General features: G+C 35.6%; 17 protein-coding genes and 1 riboswitch. Of the genes, 9 read left to right on the forward strand and 8 right to left on the reverse strand.

Going from position 1 to position 21,768, the window contains the following annotated elements; genetic code table 11:
- Window positions 1-109: 109 nt before the first annotated feature.
- On the forward strand, window positions 110-1,081 hold the full coding sequence (locus tag B0A66_RS05785) for an aldo/keto reductase (RefSeq protein WP_089048911.1): 972 nt from the start codon (window positions 110-112) through the stop codon (window positions 1,079-1,081).
- Window positions 1,082-1,891, forward strand: a complete 810-nt coding sequence (locus B0A66_RS05790) for a helix-turn-helix domain-containing protein (RefSeq protein WP_089048912.1) — start codon at window positions 1,082-1,084, stop codon at window positions 1,889-1,891. It begins immediately after the preceding gene.
- 51 nt (window positions 1,892-1,942) lie between these two features.
- Here the strand turns inward: B0A66_RS05790 and B0A66_RS05795 are convergent, their stop codons facing one another.
- From B0A66_RS05795 to B0A66_RS05820, 6 genes are all read right to left on the reverse strand, one after another.
- Window positions 1,943-2,569, reverse strand: coding sequence for an NAD(P)-dependent oxidoreductase (locus B0A66_RS05795; RefSeq protein WP_089048913.1), 627 nt, complete (start codon window positions 2,567-2,569; stop codon window positions 1,943-1,945).
- A gap of 1 nt (window position 2,570) precedes the next feature.
- Entirely contained in the window at window positions 2,571-3,377 is an 807-nt protein-coding gene (locus tag B0A66_RS05800) for an inositol monophosphatase family protein (RefSeq protein ID WP_089048914.1), read from the reverse strand.
- A 79-nt stretch (window positions 3,378-3,456) separates the two neighbouring features.
- The gene (locus B0A66_RS05805) at window positions 3,457-4,317 is read right to left on the reverse strand and encodes an AraC family transcriptional regulator (RefSeq protein ID WP_089048915.1); all 861 of its coding nucleotides are present in this window, start codon (window positions 4,315-4,317) and stop codon (window positions 3,457-3,459) included.
- A gap of 97 nt (window positions 4,318-4,414) precedes the next feature.
- Entirely contained in the window at window positions 4,415-5,179 is a 765-nt protein-coding gene (locus tag B0A66_RS05810; protein WP_089048916.1) for a LytR/AlgR family response regulator transcription factor, read from the reverse strand.
- A complete protein-coding gene (locus B0A66_RS05815; RefSeq protein ID WP_089048917.1) occupies window positions 5,160-6,218 on the reverse strand; it encodes a sensor histidine kinase in 1,059 nt (352 codons plus the stop codon). Before B0A66_RS05815 ends, B0A66_RS05810 begins: the two co-directional genes overlap by 20 nt.
- 168 nt (window positions 6,219-6,386) lie before the next feature.
- Window positions 6,387-6,983 carry a porin family protein gene (locus B0A66_RS05820; protein WP_208862573.1) on the reverse strand — a complete coding sequence of 199 codons (597 nt, stop codon included), beginning with the start codon at window positions 6,981-6,983 and terminating at the stop codon, window positions 6,387-6,389.
- Window positions 6,984-7,467: 484 nt separating this feature from the next.
- Window positions 7,468-7,568: riboswitch (SAM riboswitch) on the forward strand.
- 252 nt (window positions 7,569-7,820) lie between these two features.
- Between B0A66_RS05820 and B0A66_RS05825 the strand changes: the two genes are divergently transcribed.
- The 6 genes from B0A66_RS05825 to B0A66_RS05850 all read left to right on the forward strand — a co-directional run bounded on the left by B0A66_RS05825 (window position 7,821) and on the right by B0A66_RS05850 (window position 18,309).
- Window positions 7,821-10,991, forward strand: a complete 3,171-nt coding sequence (locus B0A66_RS05825) for a SusC/RagA family TonB-linked outer membrane protein (RefSeq protein WP_089048919.1) — start codon at window positions 7,821-7,823, stop codon at window positions 10,989-10,991.
- Between the two features lie 18 nt (window positions 10,992-11,009).
- Entirely contained in the window at window positions 11,010-12,467 is a 1,458-nt protein-coding gene (locus B0A66_RS05830; protein WP_089048920.1) for a RagB/SusD family nutrient uptake outer membrane protein, read from the forward strand.
- Between the two features lie 48 nt (window positions 12,468-12,515).
- Entirely contained in the window at window positions 12,516-13,502 is a 987-nt protein-coding gene (locus tag B0A66_RS05835; RefSeq protein ID WP_089048921.1) for a TlpA disulfide reductase family protein, read from the forward strand.
- 58 nt (window positions 13,503-13,560) lie between these two features.
- Window positions 13,561-14,805: a M14 family metallopeptidase gene (locus tag B0A66_RS05840; RefSeq protein ID WP_089048922.1), complete on the forward strand. Its 1,245-nt coding sequence runs from the start codon at window positions 13,561-13,563 to the stop codon at window positions 14,803-14,805.
- A 12-nt stretch (window positions 14,806-14,817) separates the two neighbouring features.
- Complete coding sequence (locus tag B0A66_RS05845; RefSeq protein ID WP_089048923.1) at window positions 14,818-16,983, forward strand: S9 family peptidase; 2,166 nt, start codon at window positions 14,818-14,820, stop codon at window positions 16,981-16,983.
- A gap of 111 nt (window positions 16,984-17,094) precedes the next feature.
- On the forward strand, window positions 17,095-18,309 hold the full coding sequence (locus tag B0A66_RS05850; protein WP_089048924.1) for an MFS transporter: 1,215 nt from the start codon (window positions 17,095-17,097) through the stop codon (window positions 18,307-18,309).
- A 103-nt stretch (window positions 18,310-18,412) separates the two neighbouring features.
- Here B0A66_RS05850 and B0A66_RS05855 read toward each other — a convergent pair whose 3' ends face one another.
- Window positions 18,413-19,336: a bifunctional helix-turn-helix transcriptional regulator/GNAT family N-acetyltransferase gene (locus B0A66_RS05855; RefSeq protein WP_089048925.1), complete on the reverse strand. Its 924-nt coding sequence runs from the start codon at window positions 19,334-19,336 to the stop codon at window positions 18,413-18,415.
- Window positions 19,337-19,548: 212 nt separating this feature from the next.
- Here B0A66_RS05855 and B0A66_RS05860 point away from each other — a divergent pair, with 212 nt between their 5' ends.
- Complete coding sequence (locus B0A66_RS05860; RefSeq protein WP_089048926.1) at window positions 19,549-21,264, forward strand: right-handed parallel beta-helix repeat-containing protein; 1,716 nt, start codon at window positions 19,549-19,551, stop codon at window positions 21,262-21,264.
- A gap of 117 nt (window positions 21,265-21,381) precedes the next feature.
- Here the strand turns inward: B0A66_RS05860 and B0A66_RS05865 are convergent, their stop codons facing one another.
- Entirely contained in the window at window positions 21,382-21,708 is a 327-nt protein-coding gene (locus B0A66_RS05865) for a winged helix-turn-helix transcriptional regulator (RefSeq protein WP_089048927.1), read from the reverse strand.
- Window positions 21,709-21,768 lie beyond the last annotated feature (60 nt).

Genomic DNA, 21,768 nt, shown 5'->3' on the forward strand with positions numbered 1-21,768 from the left:
TCAATTTGATCTGCTATGATTTAATTGTAAACTTCGTATGAGCTACACAGACAAATTATTTGAGCTTTAGAAACAACTGCAAAGTAGGTTGAAGTTTGATCTTTGTACTATGAAAAACATCAAACAAATTCAGTTGGGTCAAAATGGCCCGTTCGTATCCAATCTAGGTCTAGGCTGTATGCGTATGTCTTCTATATGGGGTGGTTCAACTCCAGACGAAACAGAAAGTATTGCTACCATCCATGAAGCTTTGGATAGTGGTATTAATTTTTTAAATACCGGAGACTTTTATGGTGCCGGTCATAACGAAATGCTCATTGGGAAAGCAATTAAAGGTAGGCGCGATGATGCTTTCATAAGCGTAAAATTTGGAGCCATTTTTCATAATGGTCAGTGGATTGGACTGGATCTTCGTCCCGTTGCCATTAAAAATTTTGTAAACTATTCTCTTACTCGCTTAGGTATCGAAACTATTGATTTATACCAGCCTAGCCGAATGGATGACAGTGTACCTGTAGAAGATATCATAGGTACTGTTGCAGAGCTTGTTAAGGAAGGAAAAGTACGCAATATTGGCGTGTCAGAAATTACAGCTGAGCAACTTCGTAAAGCGAACAGCATTTATCCTATAAGCGCGCTGGAGATTGGCTATTCACTCGCTGATCGCCAAATCGAAAATGAACTGCTCCCAACAGCAAAGGAATTAGGTATTGGAATAGTAGCATTTGCCAATACTGCTGAAGGCTTATTGACTGGTGACTTGAAAGCACCACTTGCAGAAAACGATTACCGTAATCATTTCTCTCGTTTTCAGGGCGCAAACTTAATTAATAACCTGGAAAAAGTCGAAGTAGTAAAACAACTAGCCCGTGATAAAGGCTTTACGCCAACACAAATTGCGATTGCTTGGGTAAAGGAGCAGAGCAATCATATTATGCCCTTAGTGAGCATGAGCCGCAGATCGCGCCTGCCAGAAAATATCGCTGCAATGGATATTTTATTTACGCAGGAAGAATTGAACACTTTAAACACTACTTTTGCAATAGGCGCTATACAAGGCGGCACTTACTTACAACGCTAAATGACGAGTCCAGCAGAAATTATTCCGGGGGTTATTTTCTATTCTTATCTTTCCACGGAACGAAGAGAAAAAGTATGCTTTTGGAAACACCATACTTTAGTATTACAAGTTTCAGGACAGTTTATCTTAGAAACCTCTGAACAGAATATTTTGATGACTGGAGGAGAAATGCTGCTAATTGGAAAAAACCAAGTAGGAACGCTGACTAAAACACCGTTGCCCGGAGCGAACTATGAAACAATTGTAATATCCTTGCAGGAAGATTTGTTGCGCAAAATTGTGCTGGAGGAAAAGCTCGAAGCAAATAAAAAATATATCGGTCCGCCCAATATTTTAATTCCTTCAAACGAATTTCTGCAAGGATATTTTCAATCTATTGTTCCTTATGCCCGAAACTCGGGAGCAAGTATGACAGATGAAATGGGTATTCTTAAAGTTAAAGAAGCAGTTAAATTATTATTACTTGCTCTTCCGGAATTGCGTGACTTTTTATTCGATTTTTCAGAACCTTTTAAAATAGATCTGGAGCGATTCATGGTCAGTAATTTTCATTTCAACATACCAGTTGAAAAATTCGCGAGGCTTACAGGTCGTAGCTTAGCAGGTTTTAAGCGTGACTTTCAAAAAACTTTTGGCTTACCACCGCGACAATGGCTGAATGATAAGAGACTTAATACGGCTAAATACCTCATAGAAATCAAGCATCAAAAACCATCAGCCATTTACCTCGATTTGGGCTTTGAAAGTCTTTCGCATTTTTCTCATAGTTTCAAGAAAAAATTTGGTGTAGCGCCTACTAAATTTAATTAGAGGTTCTTATAAAAAAAGTAACAGCATTACCGATGTTACTTTTTTTATTCATTAATAAGTTAGGGCAACATAGTGGTAAAGCAGTTTTGGACTTTCCGCTTCTTTTATTAAAAAATCAGCGACATCAGCTCTTGAAATTTTACCAACTTTGACTCCTTTTTCTAGTTTAGATATTGTTTTATAAGCGGAACTGACATCTCCGTTTGTAAGCATTCCGGGTCTTACGATTTCCCATGCAATATTACTTTTTGTAATTATTCCTTCCATTATCGTTTTATTGCTATATTGTTCTTTAAGGAATAACGAAATAACGGTTCGCATAAAAAAATTCAAATAATTTTTACTTTCTCCAGCACCAAAACCTGTAATTATCAAAACTGGTGCGGAATAGCTTAATTCATCAGTAACTTTTACAAGCGTAGTGGCAATATCAGAAAATAGGGTAGTTGCTTTTTTATTTTTTGTCCCAACGGTTATAAGTACAGCATCACAACCTTCAATTGCATGTTTTAAATCTACTGGTGATGTCGCGCTGCCCTTTATTTTAATTAGATTCGGATGATTTGGAATCTGATCTGTATTTGTGGATAATGCCGTAACAGTATGTCCTTTTTTAAGCGCTTGAAGTACAGATTGTAACCCAATTCCAGCTCCGGCTCCTATAATTGCTATGTTCATTTTAATTTGTTGATTTAATTTTTAAATATTTTTCAGTAACATTTTTTGCAGCAACCAATAAGCTTTCACTTCCCCATTTCCATGGAGATCCGTCTGTTGTCAGTATTTGAGCGCCAGCTTCTTTGGCAATAAGTAATCCTGTAATCCAATTATAAGTATCAAGATCTTCCTGAACGAACAAATCTATTCTTCCTGCACCTACATAGGCTAATTGCAATCCGTGGGGTCCGTAATTTCTGATGATTCCAAAATTATCAAGTAGTTTTGTTACGGTAGAACCAATTTTTTTATTCAAATCAGTATTTGATTTATCCTGATGTCCATACTCAAAAACAGCCAGCATTACTGCCAAATCTGTTTTGTGACTAAGTTCGAGTGCTTTACCATTCATAAAAGCACCTTCACCATCTTTTGCCCAAAACATTTCGTTTGCTAATGGATCATAAATCACCGAAAAGAAAGGTTTTCCGTTACGAATAAGCGCTAAATTTACAGTCCATCCAGCAATATGTTGCAGATATTGTATGGCGCCATCCATCGCATCACATAACCAATATTCTTCTAATTCAGCTGCTTTTCTTTGTGAATTAGTGTCAAACTCATCACCAATGTACCAGGGAATGTGTGGAAATTGTAGCGCTAAATCTTCTTTTAAAGAAGTCATACATAAGGTATCGATATCTTCTAATTGTTTTAAAAGCATATCCATAGTTTGAGGAATCACATTTTGTTTATAGTCTTTTAAAAAGACATCGCCCACTTTTCGTACTGCGTCAAGTACAAATGGGATATTGATTTCGTTTTGCATGTTATTATAGTTTTAATTACAATGCAAAGCTAGTCGTAGTATGTTTTTTAATGTAGTTTCAATGAAGGGAAGGATAGTTCTAATCACGGAATTTTTTCCGAAATTCAAGAGGAGTGAGGTTTGTTATTTTTTTAAAGAGCTTTCCAAAGTAAACAGGTTCCTCATAACCAACTTCGTACGCAACTTCCTTCACGTTTTTGTCTGTAAAATAAAGTAATCTTTTGGCTTCCATAATCGATGCTTCCTGTATATGAACAGATACAGGACTTCCAGTTAATAATTTGACGGTATCATTTAAATGAGCCACCGAAATAGAAAGTGCCGAAGCATATTGGGCAGGCTGTTTCCAGGTTTTAAAATGTTCTTTTGTTAGTTTTATAAACGTTTCCTTGATTATAATACTGCGATTTTCTTTCTCTTTATCAACAGATAAATTAGAAACAAGTTCTCCTGCAATTAGGCTTAAAAGACCATTTAATAAAGAATGAATACTTTTTTGAGTAAAGACATTTGTATTTTCTAACTGTATTTTTTCAATCAAATCCGTTAAAATAGTAAGCTGCTGATAAAAATTAGATCTTCCTTCAATTAAAAGCGGGTTGTCTATTTTATTTTCTAAAAGCTGCAATACTTCTTTGCTAATAAGCGACGGATCAAAACTAATCATCCAGCCTTTAGGATCTTTTACTTCTATAATATGATGTACTTGTTCAGGAAATACACAGAGTAAGGCTGGAGCAGTAAATTCAACATTTTCAAAATCAATATTTAATTGGAATGTTCCATCTAGGGCTAACATTAATTGACAGTGATTATCACGGTGTGGTTTAGAGATATCGTGTTCTTCAACTTTATGATCTTCCATATTTACAACAATGATTCCTGCCTTTGCATGAGGCGAAAGTTCAAATTGTTTAATACTATGGTTTTTGTTTTTCAAGATCACAATAGGATAGTTTATAAATGTAATGCGTTATCTGCTACTAGCAAAAGTAAAGATTAAAAAACACAAATAATCTTTTGCAATAGAGATGGCATCAATTCCCCTCTAACCATGCCAAAATTTTGCTTTTCTTTTCCCTGCTGACAATAATTTCTTTCTCTGTTGAGATAACAAGATTTATTTTAAGTTTTCTTGGAAAGTAATCCGTTGCTTCCAGTATGGCATTACGATTCACAAGATATTGTCTGTTTACCCTAAAGAAATTTTGCCCCATTTTGTTTTCAAGTTCTTCCAGACTTTCCGACATAGCATAACTTTTTCCTAAATGAGTATAGAGGTATACCACATCATTTTCCATACAAAAAAAAGCAATCTTGTCCAGGGCAATGGGCAAAAGTCTTTCCCGATAACGGACCATAATGGTTGTCGATGCATTTTTGTTTATCGCCGTTATTGCTGCAAGAGCATCCTCATAACGCTGGGTTATACTTCCTGCCATGAACTTCTGCATATTTTCAAATTTTAGCAGCGCATCGGCAAGAGATCTTTTACTGAATGGTTTTAATATATATTCGATTCCATTTGCTTTGAATGCGTCAAGGGCATATTCGTCAAATGCAGTGCAGAAGATTACAGGTACAGTAGGAGTAATGGTCTTGGCAATTTCAAAACATAAACCATCTCCCAGTTGTATGTCGCTGAAAATGAGGTCAGGTTCTGAATTGTTGTTAAAATAATCTACCGCTTCTTTTACTGACCCTAGAATAGCCGATATTTCAATAGAAGGATTGATTTCTTTCAAACTTGTTGCAAGATCTTCTGCTACTATTAGTTCATCTTCAATGATTACGATCTTCATTCTTGATTATTTTAAAGCTTACCGAGAAGGTAATACCGTCATTTTTAATTATAATTTCTTCTCCTGACCAAAGATTGTAGCGTTCCGCAAGATTACTAAGTCCGCTTTGCGTTGAGGTTTCACCTGCATTTCTGTAATTAATGATATTGGAGACAACAATATTTTCTCCATTTTGCTGTATAATTAGTTTTAATGGGCTTTCCTTCGTGAATATATTGTGTTTTATTGCATTTTCAAGCAGCGGCTGTAATGAAAATACAGGAAGAAGACCTTCCAGAATCTCATCATCCACAATAACAACTTCCCAGTCGATAGCAGAGCCAAATCGTATCTTCTGCATTTCCAGATAATTTTTACAGAATCGAAGTTCATCGCGTAAAGTTGCAGTCTGGCTATTATTGTGTGATACAGCCGATCGTAGAAAGTCGGCGAGTTGTATGAGATAAATTTCGCTGAGTGCAGGATCTTTCTTGATTAGTGCTTTGAGCGTATTTAAAGAGTTGAATAGAAAATGAGGATGAATCTGCTGTTTAAGAAGCAGATTTTCTGCCTGCGAAGTCCTTAACTGCAGTAATGAAACTTCAATTTCTGTCTGTCTTCTGTTGTACCTGTAAACGACAAAATCATGAAGAAACAGAATAAAAGTTGTCAGTAAGCACGCCATAGCCGTAAAACCTGCCAGCAACTCATAATCATCTAGCCTCGGATCAATATGTGCAAGTTTCGCAAAAATAGGCCATAAGGTCAAGTAAATTGAAATACCCGTAGCATAACTCAGGATATACCTGTATAATCTAAACTTAAAGAGATCATCAGAATATTTTTTTGCACATTGTTTCAGTATAAGCATCAGCAAGTTGCTTGTGATAAACATGTAGGTGCTGGTTTTCATGGCAATTACAAAAATTTCTTTGCTGTGTTCCTCAATTAAAAAAAGCATAAGAATCATACACGGAAAAGCAAGAACAACCAGCGATATGTTAAGATTGCGAATTTCTTTTAGACTTTCTGCATTAACTATTTTTCGGATGTTTGTCATTTTTGGGGATGTAATTACTCAGCATGAAGTTACAAAATTAAAGGTTTGTGTTTCAAAAGCAGAAATAGTATAATTTATTTCTTAAACCTTTAGGTAATAAAAGCTTAAAAAATCTGGAGCATCCTATTGAAAGGAGCTCCAGAAAAGAATTCATCAAAGTGATAATTACTAAAAAATATAGAATACACCAGCTTGTGCACTACTGTTTTTAAAGTCTGTATTTGTACCTGGATATGTATTTTTTGTAACATTTGTTAGAGACATATAATATCTGGCGCTGACACCAAAACCATTTTTAAACTGCCAGCCTATACCGCCAGTAACACCTCCATCAATTTTTTCGGCAAAATCATTGCCTGCAGGTATTCCCAAAGCTTTCACATCCTCATCGATCAATATTCCAACCTGCGGTCCGGCCTCAATAAATAGTCCCATTGGCATTTTATACTTTAAAAGTATTGGAACACTAAGATAAGAAAGCTTAATATCGCTGTCATTGGTAAAATTCCCTTTTAGTTTAGCGCCCTGCTGAGAGTAAAGAAACTCTTCTTCGATAGAAAAATGGTCGTTTATTTCATAACCAACAATAGCTCCGGCATGAAACCCTACAAGTCCTTCAGTATCAAAGTTTGCATTGGTAAAGTTGCTGAAATTAGCTCCTGCTTTTACACCAAAATGCAGTCGTTCGACAATTTGTCCAAAGAAACTTTGGCTGAATGCATTCGAAGAGATTAAAATAACACACACTATAAACAGATTTTTCATTGTTTTCATTTTTTGTACTATATAATTTGTTACTATTAATTTATTGAGTTCAAAAGTATAGGCTCAATAGTACATTGTCTATAAAAAAAATGGCAAAGCGGACAAATTTGAGGGTGAAGCGGATTCCAATCAAAATTGTTTAAATCTTTTTCCTATAAATGGCTATTTAATAAATCTTAGAAACTTCCTATTGGATTTAATTTTCAGGACAATCTTTTATAGTTCTTTTTGTGTTTATATATTTTTTTTAAGTTTCCTTTTTGCTTAAAAGAGTCATCCTATGTCATTAATCCTTAATATTTTACCGACAAAATAGTAGTAGACAGTAAAATGGATTAAAATATTTTTAGCTATAAATATTTAAAAATCAATGCTTTAAAACGAAGCAATGGAATTAGTTTTAAATTTTCGTGAAAAATATTTTAAACTATACTAATTCGGTAGAATTAATATGTATATTTGCAAAGTAGAAAAAATTCTACGAGACTTATCCAGAAAGACTGAGGGAAGAGGCCCTGTGAAGTCTTAGCAACCTGTTTCTCAATAAGGTGCTAAATCCTTCCTGCTTTGCGGGACAGATAAGATAGATTTCATTTAGAAAATCTGAATAAGCTCAATCAAACATTAAATTCTATTCTAAGATGAAAACTGAGCTATTATTACATGCCGATTACAAAAAAAATAAAATGTCTTTAAAGGAAAACAATCCTATAGTTTTCCGAATGCAAAATCATTAATATTTTCTAAAACCATTCCTGTTTTTATCAGGTTCACTGATAGGTCGTTTTGCTACTGGCCCGGGAATTTCCATGTTCAATTTTTAAAAAACCAAACTCAATGAAACAAAAATTATTAATTCTAATTTTTCTGTTCAGCATAATTGCCGGAAAAGTAAATGCGCAAGAACGAACGATCAGTGGTACTGTTAGAGGATCCGATAACGGAGAACCTTTGCCGGGAGTTACAATTCTGGCTGTAGAAAGTAATAAATCGACTGTCAGCGATGCAAACGGAAAGTTTTCTTTGGCCGTAACCCAACAAGACAAAGTAGTTACTATCAATTATATTGGTTACGAAACGCTTGAAAAAAGAGTCAATTCTTCTTTTAATGATATTCTGTTAAATCCTTCTAATACAGCTTTGAAAGAGGTTTTGGTTGTAGGTTACGGAACACAGAGTAAAAAAGAGTTTACCGGTTCTGCAGCCAGAGTAACCTCAAAAACAATTAAAGATATTCCTGTTCAGAGTTTTCAACAGGCACTTATTGGTAAAGCTTCAGGAGTAAATGTTTCAACACCAAGTGGAGTTTTAAACGATACTCCGGTCATTCGAATTCGTGGTGTCAATTCCATATCACTTAGTACATCGCCTTTAATTGTAATTGATGGAATTCCGGTTAATTCCGGGGAAGTGTCTACAACGAATTCAGTTGCCAATAATCCACTTGCAGATATTAACCCGTCTGATATTGAGTCGATTGATATTCTAAAAGATGCAGCTTCTACTTCAATTTACGGTTCACGTGCTGCCGGTGGAGTTATTTTAGTTACCACCAAAAAAGGAAAAACAGGTAAAGCAAAAGTAACTTACGACAGTTGGTTCGGAATTACCAGAGCAACAAGACTTCCTAAACTTTTAAATAACACTCAATTTGAAGATATTAAAAACGAAGCCGTTTTAAACAGTAAAAATTTAAGTGGCAACGGAAATAACACAGCGGTAGCTTCGGCACTTTTTTTCCCTTCTTACAATGCAGATGGTTCACGCGTTAATACAAATTGGCAGGATCAGGTCTACCGTGATGCCATTTCTCAAAACCATAATGTGAGTATCTCCGGTGGAACAGACAAAACAAAATATTTTTTCTCTACCAATTATTCCAAACAAGAAGGAATTACAAAAGACAATGAGTTCGAAAGAAAAGGAGCCCGATTTAATATAGATCATGAAGTAAACAGCTGGTTGAAATTAGGCGGAAATCTTTCGTATAACAATACATTTAATCAGGCACAAAATACAGGCTCGCTAAGCAGCAGCGGATTATTATTAATTGGCGCAGCACGTTTGGCTTTGGCGCTTCCTCCAAACGTTTCTCCTTATAATGAAGATGGTACTTATAATTTAAGTCCAACAGGAACAGCAAATCCGGGAAATAATTTGTTTACCAATACATTATGGCATCCGGGAGCGCTGTTTGAAAATAGTAAATACACTAGTTCAAACGATCATTTTGTTGGAAATGTACACGCTACAATTACGTTTTTCGAAGGATTTAAATTTGATAGTAATTACGGATTTGACAGATTAGGAGCAGATAATATAACCTATTTGAGTCCAAATCTTGGATCTTCTGCATTTGCTACAAGCGGTTCATCTACGAATATTGCAGCTTTAAGAGATAATTACAATTTTACCAACAGTTTATCTTTCGACAGACGATTTGGTCAAAATCATCACGTTGCCGCATTGGCAGGCTACGATGTTCAGAGATTCGAAAACTCTTCCTGGGGAGCCAATCAAACGAACGTTTCAGACCCATTTTTTGAAAATTATCAGGGAACCTGGGGAACCATCAGAGCATCTGGAAACGGTTTGTCAGAACGACTTTTTCTTTCTTCTTTCTTCAGATTATCTTATGATTATGCAGGGAAATATTTCATAACAGGAAACTTTAGAAAAGACGGAAACTCCGCTTTGGGAGTTAATAACAAATACGGAAACTTTGGCGGTATCTCTGCAGGATGGTCTGTAAGCGAAGAATCTTTCTTTAAGAACAGCGGTATTACAGATTATTTCAGTTCACTTAAACTAAAAGGAAGCTGGGGAAGAGTAGGTAACGGAAACCTTTCGTCAGCTTATGCCTCGCAAAACCTTTATGGAGCATCCATTTACGGAACAGCATCAACGTGGGCTATTTCTCAGGCAGGAAATGAAAATTTAGGATGGGAAACAAGCGACCAGACCAATATTGGAATTGAAGCAGGCTTCTTTAAAGACAGATTAGAATTTACAGCGGATTATTTCAATAATAATGTAAACGGATTAATTTTGAGTACACCACAATCACCTTCAAAAGGAATTCCCGGAGATGCTATTCTTTCTAACGTTGGGTCTATGTACAATCGTGGTATCGAGTTAGGTCTGAATGCTTCGATTGTAAATAATGAAAATTTTCAATGGAAAGCTTCCTTCAATTATACACATGTAAAAAATAAAGTTACGGCTCTTGCCGAAGGAAATACAGATATTATAGGATATACTCAGGTCACTACAGAAGCCAATAATATTACGAGAGTAGGTTATTCTGCCGGAAGTCTTTATGGAGCCGTAACAGCAGGAGTAAATCCGGAGAACGGACAGAGAATATTTCTAAACAAAAATGGAGAAAAAGTACAATACAGCGCAGCAGCTCCTTCTGGACAAAGCAACTGGACGTACTTAGACGGGACAACGGCGCAAGCGATTACAGTTTCTGATTATCAGGTTTTGGGTAATGCGCTGCCGGTTTGGTACGGAGGTTTAACCAATAACTTCCAATACAAAGCCTTTGACTTTACAGTAGGGTTTACGTATTCCGGAGGAAACAAAGTAATGAACAATACAAGAGGAACTCTTCTGGATCAGCGCTTTTACAACAATTCAACAGAAGTCTTAAACCGCTGGACAACACCAGGTCAGGTTACAGATATTCCAAGAGTGGTTTATAATGATGTTATCTCAAACGGATCAAGCGGATATGCTATTTCTGATAATGCAGAAAAAGCAGATTTCTTAAGATTACAGCAGTTGGCGATTGGTTTTTCGCTTCCAAAAAATATTTTAGAAAAAGCACAAGTAGCATCTGTTAGACTTTATCTGCAGGCAACCAATCTTTTCCTGATTACTTCCTACTCGGGTTCTGACCCTGAAACTTCTTCAAACGGAGATTCAACAACCTCTATGGGAGTAGAAAAGAATTCTGTAGGACAAGGGAGAACTTTCACATTTGGTCTTAACGTCGGTTTCTAATAAATAATAAAAATTACAATGAAAACATATATAAAATCATATCGAAAATCAATTGCAGCAGTAGCACTTCTTTCGGGACTATTATTTACTTCTTGTGAAAATAATGAAGATTTAGCCATAACACCGGAAACCACCGTTTCTGATCAGGATATTTTTAAAACTCCCGCCAGAATTGAAGGTTTGGTAAACGGAATTTACAAAGCGTTTAAAGGTGCGAGTCTTTACGGTGGACGTTTCCTTTTGTATCAGGATCAGCGAGGCGAAGATTTCATCAACATTACGGCAAATAACTTTACAGGTTACGAAAGTTGGAACAATTCATACAGCTCTGGTTCAAATGACATTAATAATCTTTGGTCAGCAGCCTATTCAGCAATCAATAGAGCGAATATTTTAATTGAAGGACTAGCTGTAAATCAAGGTGTAATTACAGAACAAAAAGCCAACGAATATATCGGTGAAGCCAAATTAATAAGAGCGTTATCATATTACAGTTTGGTAGTTAGTTTTGGACAGCCTTACAATAAAGATGCAGGAGCATCTCAAGGAGTTCCTTTACGTTTAAAAGCAGAAACAGGTACAGCCAATAATGATTTGGCAAGAAGTACTGTTGCAGAAATTTATACGCAGATATTAAAAGATCTGGATGATGCAGAGGCAGCTCTACCACAGAGTTATACCAGCGCAGATTTGAATACAACAAGAGCACACGTAAGCACAGCAATTGCTTTAAAAACAAGAGTATATCTTTCGCAGAATAATTGGGCAAAAGTAATTGAGGAAGCGGCAAAATTAGCACCGCAGACACAAGCGCCGTTTTCTACCACCGCCAGCGAAGTAAAACATGCCTTACAGCCGGATATTACCGTTTTGTTTTCGTCCAATTATGCAACTGTTGAATCTATTTTTAGTATTCCGATGAGTAGTTTGGATTCGTATACAGGACAATCTGCGATAGCGTACATCTACAATACCAATTTAGAATATTATTTAAATCCGACCGGTATTTTGGGTGATGCACAGTGGGGAGCTACTGATAAAAGACGTGATTTAACAAGAACCGTTTCCGGAAAACAATATTTTAAAAAATACGCAAAACCGTCACCATTCTTAGATTATATTCCTGTTGTTCGCTATTCAGAAGTTTTATTGAATTATGCCGAAGCAGCCGCTAAAACCGGAGACCTTACATTAGCAGCTAATCTTTTAAGAGCGGTTCACCTTCGTTCTGATCCTTCGTATGTATTTTCTGCAACAGTAACTTCTGATCCAGTACAGCTGATCGACGCTATTTGGAAAGAACGCCGAATTGAGTTGTTAGGAGAAGGTTTTCGCGGATTAGATTTACTAAGAAACCTACAGGATCTTCCTGCGAAAGGAGACAGTAAACTGCAAACACCAGCCGTTGTGCCTTCAGCAGCTAATTATATTTTTCCGGCTCCAAATACCGAATTAGCAACGAATAAATTGTATTAAAAATAACTTAGAAACTTAGTCAGGGTTTCACTTAAAAAAACAAATAAAATGAAAAAGATACTATTAGGTTTTGCTTTATTTCTTGGCATAACACAAAGTCAGGCACAAGAGCATAATTTGCAATTAAAAGGAACTGTAGCAGATACTGTTGCTCAATATGTGTATTTGCAAAAATTCCACAATAAAATGTTTACTACAATTGATTCTGTAAAAGTTAAAGACGGAAGTTTCAGTTTTAAAACAAAAGTAAAAACGTCTGAATTATATGGTCTAAGCGTAAATACAGCCAATATTCCGCTGTATGTTTTCCTTGAAAAAACACCAATTACGGTAAAATTAAGTCCGGTAAAAAATTACAGCACTTCGGTTGTGGAAGGTTCAGCTTCTCAGGATTTATTTGATGTTTACAGAAAAACAAAAAACGTAGAAATCAGCAAGTTCATCACAGAACATCCGGCTTCTATCGTATCCGCTTATGTTTTGTACAGAAACTGGTCGTACAGATTAACTCCGGATCAAATCACACAAAATATTGCTTTGTTAGATAAAAGCCAGCAAAATAGCACTTACGTGAAAGAACTAAAGGAACTGGTTAAGGTTTTAAACGGATTGCAAATTGGAAAAAAAGCCCCCGATTTTACAGCCAACAATCCGGACGGAAAACCAGTTCGTTTTTCAGAAAACCTCAAAGGCGAATATACTTTGGTTGATTTCTGGGCTTCATGGTGTGCGCCGTGCCGAAAAGAGAATCCAAATATTGTGGCAGCTTACAAACAATATCACGACAAAGGATTCAACATTATAGGCATCTCTTTAGATAAAAAGAAAGAAAACTGGATAAAAGGAATTAAAGATGATAATTTAGATTGGCTTCAGGTTTCAGAATTGATTTACTGGAACAGTGCCATTGCCAAATTGTATGGTGTAAGAGCAATTCCAGCCAATTATCTGGTAGATTCAAAAGGAATTATTGTAGCGAGAAATCTTCGCGGAGAAGAACTTCAAACAACACTGAAATCACTTTTAGACAAATAATGTATACGAACCTGTACGATGGTAAAATCGTACAGGTTTAAATTTTAATGATAAAAAAATGAAAAGGAAATTATTTTTTTCAACCGTTGTACTATTTGCTTTAGCGGCAAATGCACAGGTAAAAAGTACTTTTAAAGGACAAGATCCCATTACGGCTGTTTCAACAGTAACGCGTCCTGTGCAAAAACAATGGAAAGGTGTTTTTGATAAAACAGGCGATGAGGTTTTCTTCGGAAATAACTTTGCAGGCGCAAGACTAAACGGAGTTGTCAAAATTGATGAAACAACATTCAGCGTTTTGATTACACCTGAAAACACGCCAATTAACGGAAGTCCTTGGTATGCTTTTAAAGTTTGGTCAAAAACAAACAAAGAAATCAAAATTCGGTTTGATTATCCGCAGAATGTAAAACATCGCTACAATGCTAAAATCAGTAACGATGGCAAAAAATGGGAGGCCTCTCAAAATGGAACTTTCGTAAAAAGAGAAAAAGATTCCAACTATGTTTTGACAGTAAAAGTCAGTAAAGACACTACTTGGATTGCAGCGCAGGAACTTAAAACCTCTAAAGATATCAAGGAATGGATTTCTGCATTAAAAAACAAAAACAATACAGCAGAAACTTCTATAGGTTTAACTGCCGAAGGGCGCAAGATTCCGGTTTTTAGCATTGGAAATACGTCATCTAAAAATAAAATCCTGATTTCGGGCAGAAACCATCCGCCGGAAGTTACAGGACATTATGCGCTCGAAGCTTTTATTGAAAGCTTGACAGCCGATACACCATTGGCAAAAAAGTTCAGAAAGAAATTTGAAGTGTACGTAATTCCACTTTTAAATCCAGATGGAGTCGACGGTGGTTTTTGGAGACATAATTCGGGCGGAATCGATTTAAACCGGGATTATAATGACTTCAATCAGCCGGAAACAAAAGCAGTTCGGGATTTCTTGAAAAATGAAATTAAAGGCGAAAATAAATTGTTGTTTTCGATTGATTTTCATTCCACTCACGATGATATTTATTATACCGTTGATCCCGAATTGAAAGGTAATATTCCGGGTTTTGTGCCCAATTGGCTCAACAAAGTCAAAGACGGAATTCCGGGTTATACACCGCATGTAAAACCGTTGTATTTTAAACCACCGACTTTTACTTTATTCAGTTATTTATTTGAAACCTATAAAACAGAAGCATTGGTTTTTGAAATTGGAGATAGTACGCCAAAAGATTTCATTAAAAAGAAAGGCGAAGTTTCGGGAGAAGAATTTATGAAATTGATATTAGAAAGCAGTAAAAACTAAAAGAATAGGGGAATGAATACAATAAAAAATAAAATTAGTACCGCCTTACTACTTCTGGCAGCAGTGAGTTGTTTCGGGCAGCAGAAAAAAGAATTAATTCAAGTTACGGATCTTTTAAAAATAAGAACGGTTGGTGATGTAGAATTGAGCAAAGACGGGCAGAACGCCGTTTTTACTGTAAAAAGTATCATTAAAAATCCGGAAAACGCATTAGATTATGATTATGATACACAGCTTTGGATCACTAAAACGGCAAAGAACAGCAAACCAAGACAATTAACTTTTGGAAAAGAAGGATCAAGTTCTCCGGTTTTCAGCCCTGACGGAAAACAAATTGCTTTTACAAGAAGCATAAAAGGAAAATCACAAGTATTCCTTTTTACGGTTGATGAAGGTGGAGAAGCGGTTCAGTTAACGACTTCTAAATATGGTGCCGGAAACCCAAAATGGAGTCCTGACGGAAAGCAGATTTTGTTTACGGCTTCTCTTCAAATCAATGAGTTGGTTAAAGATTCGGTTTTAAATCCCAATAAAGAATTACCTGTTTGGAGTTATGAAAAACCAGGATTTGCTGCCAATGAAAACTTGATAGTTAATAAAGCCAAAGCTGATCCAAACGGAAGTATTGAAGCGATCAGAGCCTATTTAGACAATAACGAAAAAGACAAAAAAGCAAAAGTAATGGATAAGCTCCAATTTCAAACGGAAACAGGACTTAGCAGTGAACTTCGTTTTTCGCATGTTTTTATAATCGATGCAAAACCGGGAGCAAAAGAACATGCCATTACCAAAGGATTTTATTCGTATTCTAATCCATCTTTTGTGAGCAATACTAAAATTGTGTTTAGCGGAAATATCAAGGAGAAAAGACATCCGGACAGAGTTCTGGAAAGTAAGATCTACACGATCAATACCGACGGAACTAACGTAACCGAATTACTTGGCGCCGAAAATCAGGTTTTCCAACTTTTGGCCGTTTCTCCTTCAGGAAAACAATTGGCTTATCAGGAAAGTATCATCAATAATTTATCGGTTCCGGTTCTTAAAATTTTCAATTTAGAAAATCCTTCGGCGGAAAGCCAAACAATTGAATATGATCGAAATAACAACAATGTAAGATTCTCGAAAGATGAAAAACAGCTTTATTTTACATCATCAAGTAATGGAGGATCTGCCATCTGCACAGTATCGCTCAATACGCTAAAAGTAACAGCACTTACTTCATTTGATCAGGGAATTACAGATTATGATATTAACAACGGTGTTGTCGTTTTCTCTAAGACAGATGTCAAAAATCCATCAGAATTGTATGTTGCTGACTTGAAATTAAAAGAGCCCAAATTGATATCAGAGTTCAATACAAAATGGCTGGAGAACAAACAAATCAGCTTGCCGGAAAAAGGCACTTTTGTAAACGAAAAAGGGCTTGAGATCGAATATTGGGTTATGAAACCCACTCGTTTTGAAGAAGGAAAAAAATATCCCCTGTTAACAGAAATCCACGGAGGTCCGGCGTCTATGTTTGGTCCCGGTGACGGAAGCATGTGGCTGGAATATCAATTTTTTACAGCTCAGGGTTATGGAGTAGTGTACAGTAATCCAAGAGGTTCATCAGGCTACGGAGAAAAATTCTTAAGATCGAATATCAACGATTGGGGAACCGGACCGGCAAGTGATGTTTTAACAGCATTAGACAAAACGGTTGCACAAGGCTGGGCAGATCAAAGCCGACTCTTTATTACGGGAGGATCTTATGCAGGTTATTTAACCACCTGGATTATCAGTCATGATCAGCGATTTAAAGCAGCTTCAAGTCAGCGTGGCGTTTATGATTTCAGTACCTTTTTTGGAGAAGCCAATGTATGGAGAATGGTACCGAGATATTTCGGAGGTTATCCTTGGGAAGAAAAAACAAAAGCAATTTTAGAGCGCGAATCTCCAATTAACTATGTAGAAAATATCAATACACCATTTTTGATTTTCCACGGTGATAATGATAATCGCACCGGCGTTACACAAAGTCAGATGTTGTACAAAAGCCTTAAAGTTTTAGGTAAACCAGTTGAATATGTAAGACAGCCCGGAGCAAGCCACGAATTGACCAGAAGCGGAGACAACCGTCAGAGAATTGACCAGCTGCTTCGAACGTATGAATTCTTTGAAAGATTCAATCATTAAAAAAAGTCATTCTCAAAAAACAGTAATTTTTAGACCAATGTTCCTATTTTAACCGATCTTTGCACCGGAAAATCGGTAAAAATATCCGCCGAGTTAATTTAAAAAATACGCATGCAAATTATTTCAAATAAAAAGCTTAAAAAAGAAAATCAAAAAATAGCGACCTTAATATCCTTTGCTCTTATACCTCTTTCAGGGTTTGCAACAGATATTTATCTCCCGTCAATGCCTTCTATGGGAACTGCTCTTCATATTAGTAGTCTGGAGATACAGCTGACTTTAAGTATATTTCTTATCAGTTATGGTGTAGCTCAGTTATTTATTGGAAGTATTGTAGATAGTTTTGGCCGATACAATATTAGTTTGACGGCGATGGTACTTTTCATTCTTTCCTGTTTGGTGATTGCCAATACCCAAAATATTTATCTTATTTATACGATGAGGTTAATACATGGAATTACAGTCGCCGGGATCGTGGTGGCTAAAAGAGCTTATTTTGTTGATCTTTTTGAAGGAGAACAGTTAAAGATTTACCTGAGTATCTTTACTATAATTTGGTCTACGGGACCTATAATTGCGCCATTTATTGGTGGATATCTTCAGGAAATTTTCGGATGGGAAGCCAATTTTTATTTTTTAGGTGCAGTGGCCGCAGTATTTTTTGTACTTGAAATGGTATTTGGCGGTGAGACAATAAAGGCTCCAATGGAATTCAATATAAAGAAAATTGGAGGTATCTATTTGGAAATGCTTAAAACACCAAGTTTTATGCTTGGCGTTTTTATGCTCGGATTAGCCTATTCGATGGTAATGGTTTACAATATGTCAGGGCCTTTTATTATAGAGCACGAGCTGTTGCTTACGCCTGTAGTGGCTGGATATTGTTCTCTAATACTTGGATTTGCATGGATGGCAGGTGGTTTTATTGGTAAAGCAACTATTAAAATTCCTTTCTATAAAAAAATGGCAATAAATATTCTGATGCAAATCATTTTTGTAGTCGCTATGATTTTAGCTGTGGGCTTCTATTCCAGTGTTTTTACATTAGTACTTTTTGCATTTCTAATTCATGTCTGTTCAGGTTACACCTATAACAATTATTTTGTGTTTAGTCTCAGCAGTTTTCCTAAAAATGCAGGTATAGCTGGTGGACTCACAGGAGGAATTGTTTATATTTTGGTCTCTTTTTTAAGTTTCTTCATTATAAAATTTTTACCGGCAAAAGACCAGTATAACCTTAGTTACAGCTATTTAATATTAGCACTGCTTTCCGGACTTGTAATGTTTATCATTGTCCGTTATGTAAAGAACATTACTCAAAAGTAAAATAATAGATATCTTCTAAAAATAAAGTAGCCGTTGCATCAGTCAGATTTTTTTCTTCAAAAAGAATTTTTCGCACCTGATACAACGGCTAGTTTTTTTATTGCTATAGGTGTAGATCGTAGCGTTCAAGAAGAAACGTATTTCCCCATTGACTAACTTCTTGGGTTTCACTTAACTCAAAACCAACTTGTTTATACATGTCCAAAGCACGTTCCTGCATGTTTGTGGTAAGCAAATAAATGTTTTTATATCCTTTTATTTGACAGAAATCTAATGCCTCACCTAAAAGTTTTTTTCCTATCCCTAATCCTCTGACAGACGGATCTAATAAAAACCATCTGAGCTGCGCTTCCAGATCTGTCTGATGTACTATAGCAATGCAGCCCACAATTTGATTATTCAGTTCAGCCAGCCACAAGCGATCCTTTTCTGGCCTATAATCTGCGAGAAAGTGATGAAATGTCTCCACTACATAAGATTCAAATTCCGATGAAAATCCGGACTCCTTATTGTAAATTTTACCATGAAGATGAATGATATAACCAATGTCTCCTGGCCTTAAATCATACCTGTAAGTAATGTTGACCGGCGCGATTTTATCTTCCTCATTCTTTAGCAGTTTTTTTATAGTGGCCATCGCGTCCACTAGTTTTTCCTGTTCGCTGGTCGTAAGACTCTGGATTCTTAATTTTGTTTGGTCATCGGCAATGTCATTCAACTCTTTAAGTAATTCGGTACCCAAAGTCGTAAGCTTAATAGTAAAGGCACGCCTGTCCGTTACGGAATGACATTTTTCAATCACACCATCCTTTGTGAGGCGCTTGACTACTCTGCTCATATATCCCTTGTCAAGATTTAAAATTCCACATATATTTTTGGCAGTTGTTTGCTGAGCTTCCGCGATTTCATGAATAATGCGTATTTCAGTTACTGAGTATTGGCTTTCAAGATAAAACTGATCCAATATATCCAAATGGGATACATAGAATCGGTTAAACGATCTGATTTCGGAGGTTATGTTGGTCATTACAAATTTTATTTATCGCAAATATATAAATTAGTTGCTTTTGTCAACTAATTATTTTGATTTTCTTTGGATATTCTAAATTGTAAAGAACTAGCCAATGCTTCCAAAGTGTAAAAAATGGTTATGTCAAATATTCGTATAGCAAGAAAAATTTTAAAACGCTTTAATTAATATATTTGACACACCAAATCCACAATTAAACCTAAACTCAAATGATGTTTCAAAAAAAGAAAATCAATAGAAAAACAATACTTTTAATCTTTTGTATTTTGTCTAATTTTTGCTTCGGACAAGCTAACTATTATGTTGCAACAACGGGTAATAATGCTAATTCCGGTTCTCTTGCTTCACCTTGGAAAACAATACAATACGGATTAAATCAATTGCCGGCAAATGGAATTTTAAACATTTTTCCGGGAACGTACTTAGAAAAAATTACAATTGCGAAAAGTAATATTACCTTAAAAAATTATTCCGCGATACTTCCTGTTATTGATGCCACAGGATTAACTACTCAAGATGCTATTCTTGCCATCAAGAATAAAAGCAATGTAACTATTGATGGAATTGAGCTGCAAAACAATATTCAAAATACGGCTCAGGGAATTTTAGTTGAAGGAAGTGGAGATAACATTACAATTAAAAACTGTAAAATACACGATATTCATTTTTCATCCAATGTAAATGCGGCTGTAAACGAAAACGTAAATGCACAAGGAATTATAGTTTTTGGTACTAACGCTACAACGCCAATTACCAACTTAAAAATACAAAATAATGAATTGTACAATTGCAGGTTAGGTTACAGCGAAGGAATTGCGGTAAATGGAAATGTCAGCGGGTTTGAAGTTACTAACAATAACGTTCATAATCTTACGAATATTGGTATCGACATTATTGGTCACGAAGGCACTTGTCCAAATCCGGCAAACGATCAGGCCAGAAATGGACTTGTTAAAAACAATATTGTTCATGATTGCATTGCAGCCTATTCAACATCCGGAGGAATTTATATAGATGGAGGAAAAAATATAACAGTTGAAAACAATACCTCGTATCATAATGGATATGGAGTAGAGGTTGGCTGCGAAAAAATTGGGCAGACTACCGATGGAATTATTATTAGAAATAATGTTTTTTACGACAATCAAATTTGTGCTGTAGCAATGGGAGGATTTGATTATCCGTCTGGTTCAGGAAAAGTTATTAATTCTTCTTTTAGGAACAATACCTGTTATTTTAATGATTTCAGCAATTCCGGAAGCGGTGAATTGTATCTTTCTTACAGTGAAAATAGTACTATTGAAAACAATATTTTTTATACCCGAACTCAAAATATTTTAAGCTATGCAGAATTAACACAACCGGGTTTAATTTTCAATTACAATACCTTTTTCTGTCAGGCAGGTACAACAAAATTAACAGCAGACTGGAACGGAACGCAATATACAGGATTTGCTTCTTTTGTGGCAGGAACGAAAACAAATGCAAATTCTATATTTGCAAATCCACAATTGACGAACGCTACTATCACCAATCCTGATTTTCATCTTTTGACCAATTCGCCAAGTAAAAATGCAGGAAATCCAGCTTACATTGCTGCAAGTACCGAAACCGATTATTATAATGGACTAAGAATTGAAGGAGGAAGAATTGATTGTGGAGCAGATGAGTTTGGAATTACTACTTTGGGAATCGATAAATTGGAAGTTTCTAAATTCAATGTATACCCAAATCCGGCAACAAATTTTATTACTATAGATTCTGAAATAAAGGTAGATAAATATCAAATTTTCAATATCAACGGACAAAAATTACTGGAAGGATCTGAAAATAAAATTAATATTTCAGGATTGAATTCAGGACTTTACTTTATAAAGTTTGAAATTGAGAGTAAGAGTTACGTATCTAAAATAATCAAAAAATAATCAATTATTATTTCTAATCGAACTCAATTGTGGCTCCATCGCTTATAATTGACATGTTTGTTATTGTCCATTACAAAAAGGACATTACTAAAAATTAAATATAAACTTCAAGTACTCTCAAATTTGCCATTCAGCCAGATTTGAGAGTATTTTTTTTAATGATTTTCCTTTCTCAGTTAAAGTATAAAATACACCGTCTTCGATTTTTTCTTTTGTAATTAATAAGTCGTCAGTCATTTGTTTAAGATGCAATGCTAGCATTCGATCACTTATTGCAGGCAAGAGCTGTTTAAAATTTGAAAATGATCGTCTATCGTGTTCCAGTAAACTAAAAAGCAGCGATAGTTTCCAGCGTCCTGAAATCAGCTGCAGTGTTTTAGAAGCATTGCAGAAATCAGTAAGAGTTTGTTGATTTTCAAAATTTGTGGAGCTTTCTTTTCTCATTACTAACAATTTTGTGAGTTGCCCACATATCGGACAGTTGAACCTATATTTGTCTCAAAA

This window comes from Flavobacterium hercynium (genome assembly GCF_002217285.1).
GTDB lineage: Bacteria > Bacteroidota > Bacteroidia > Flavobacteriales > Flavobacteriaceae > Flavobacterium > Flavobacterium hercynium.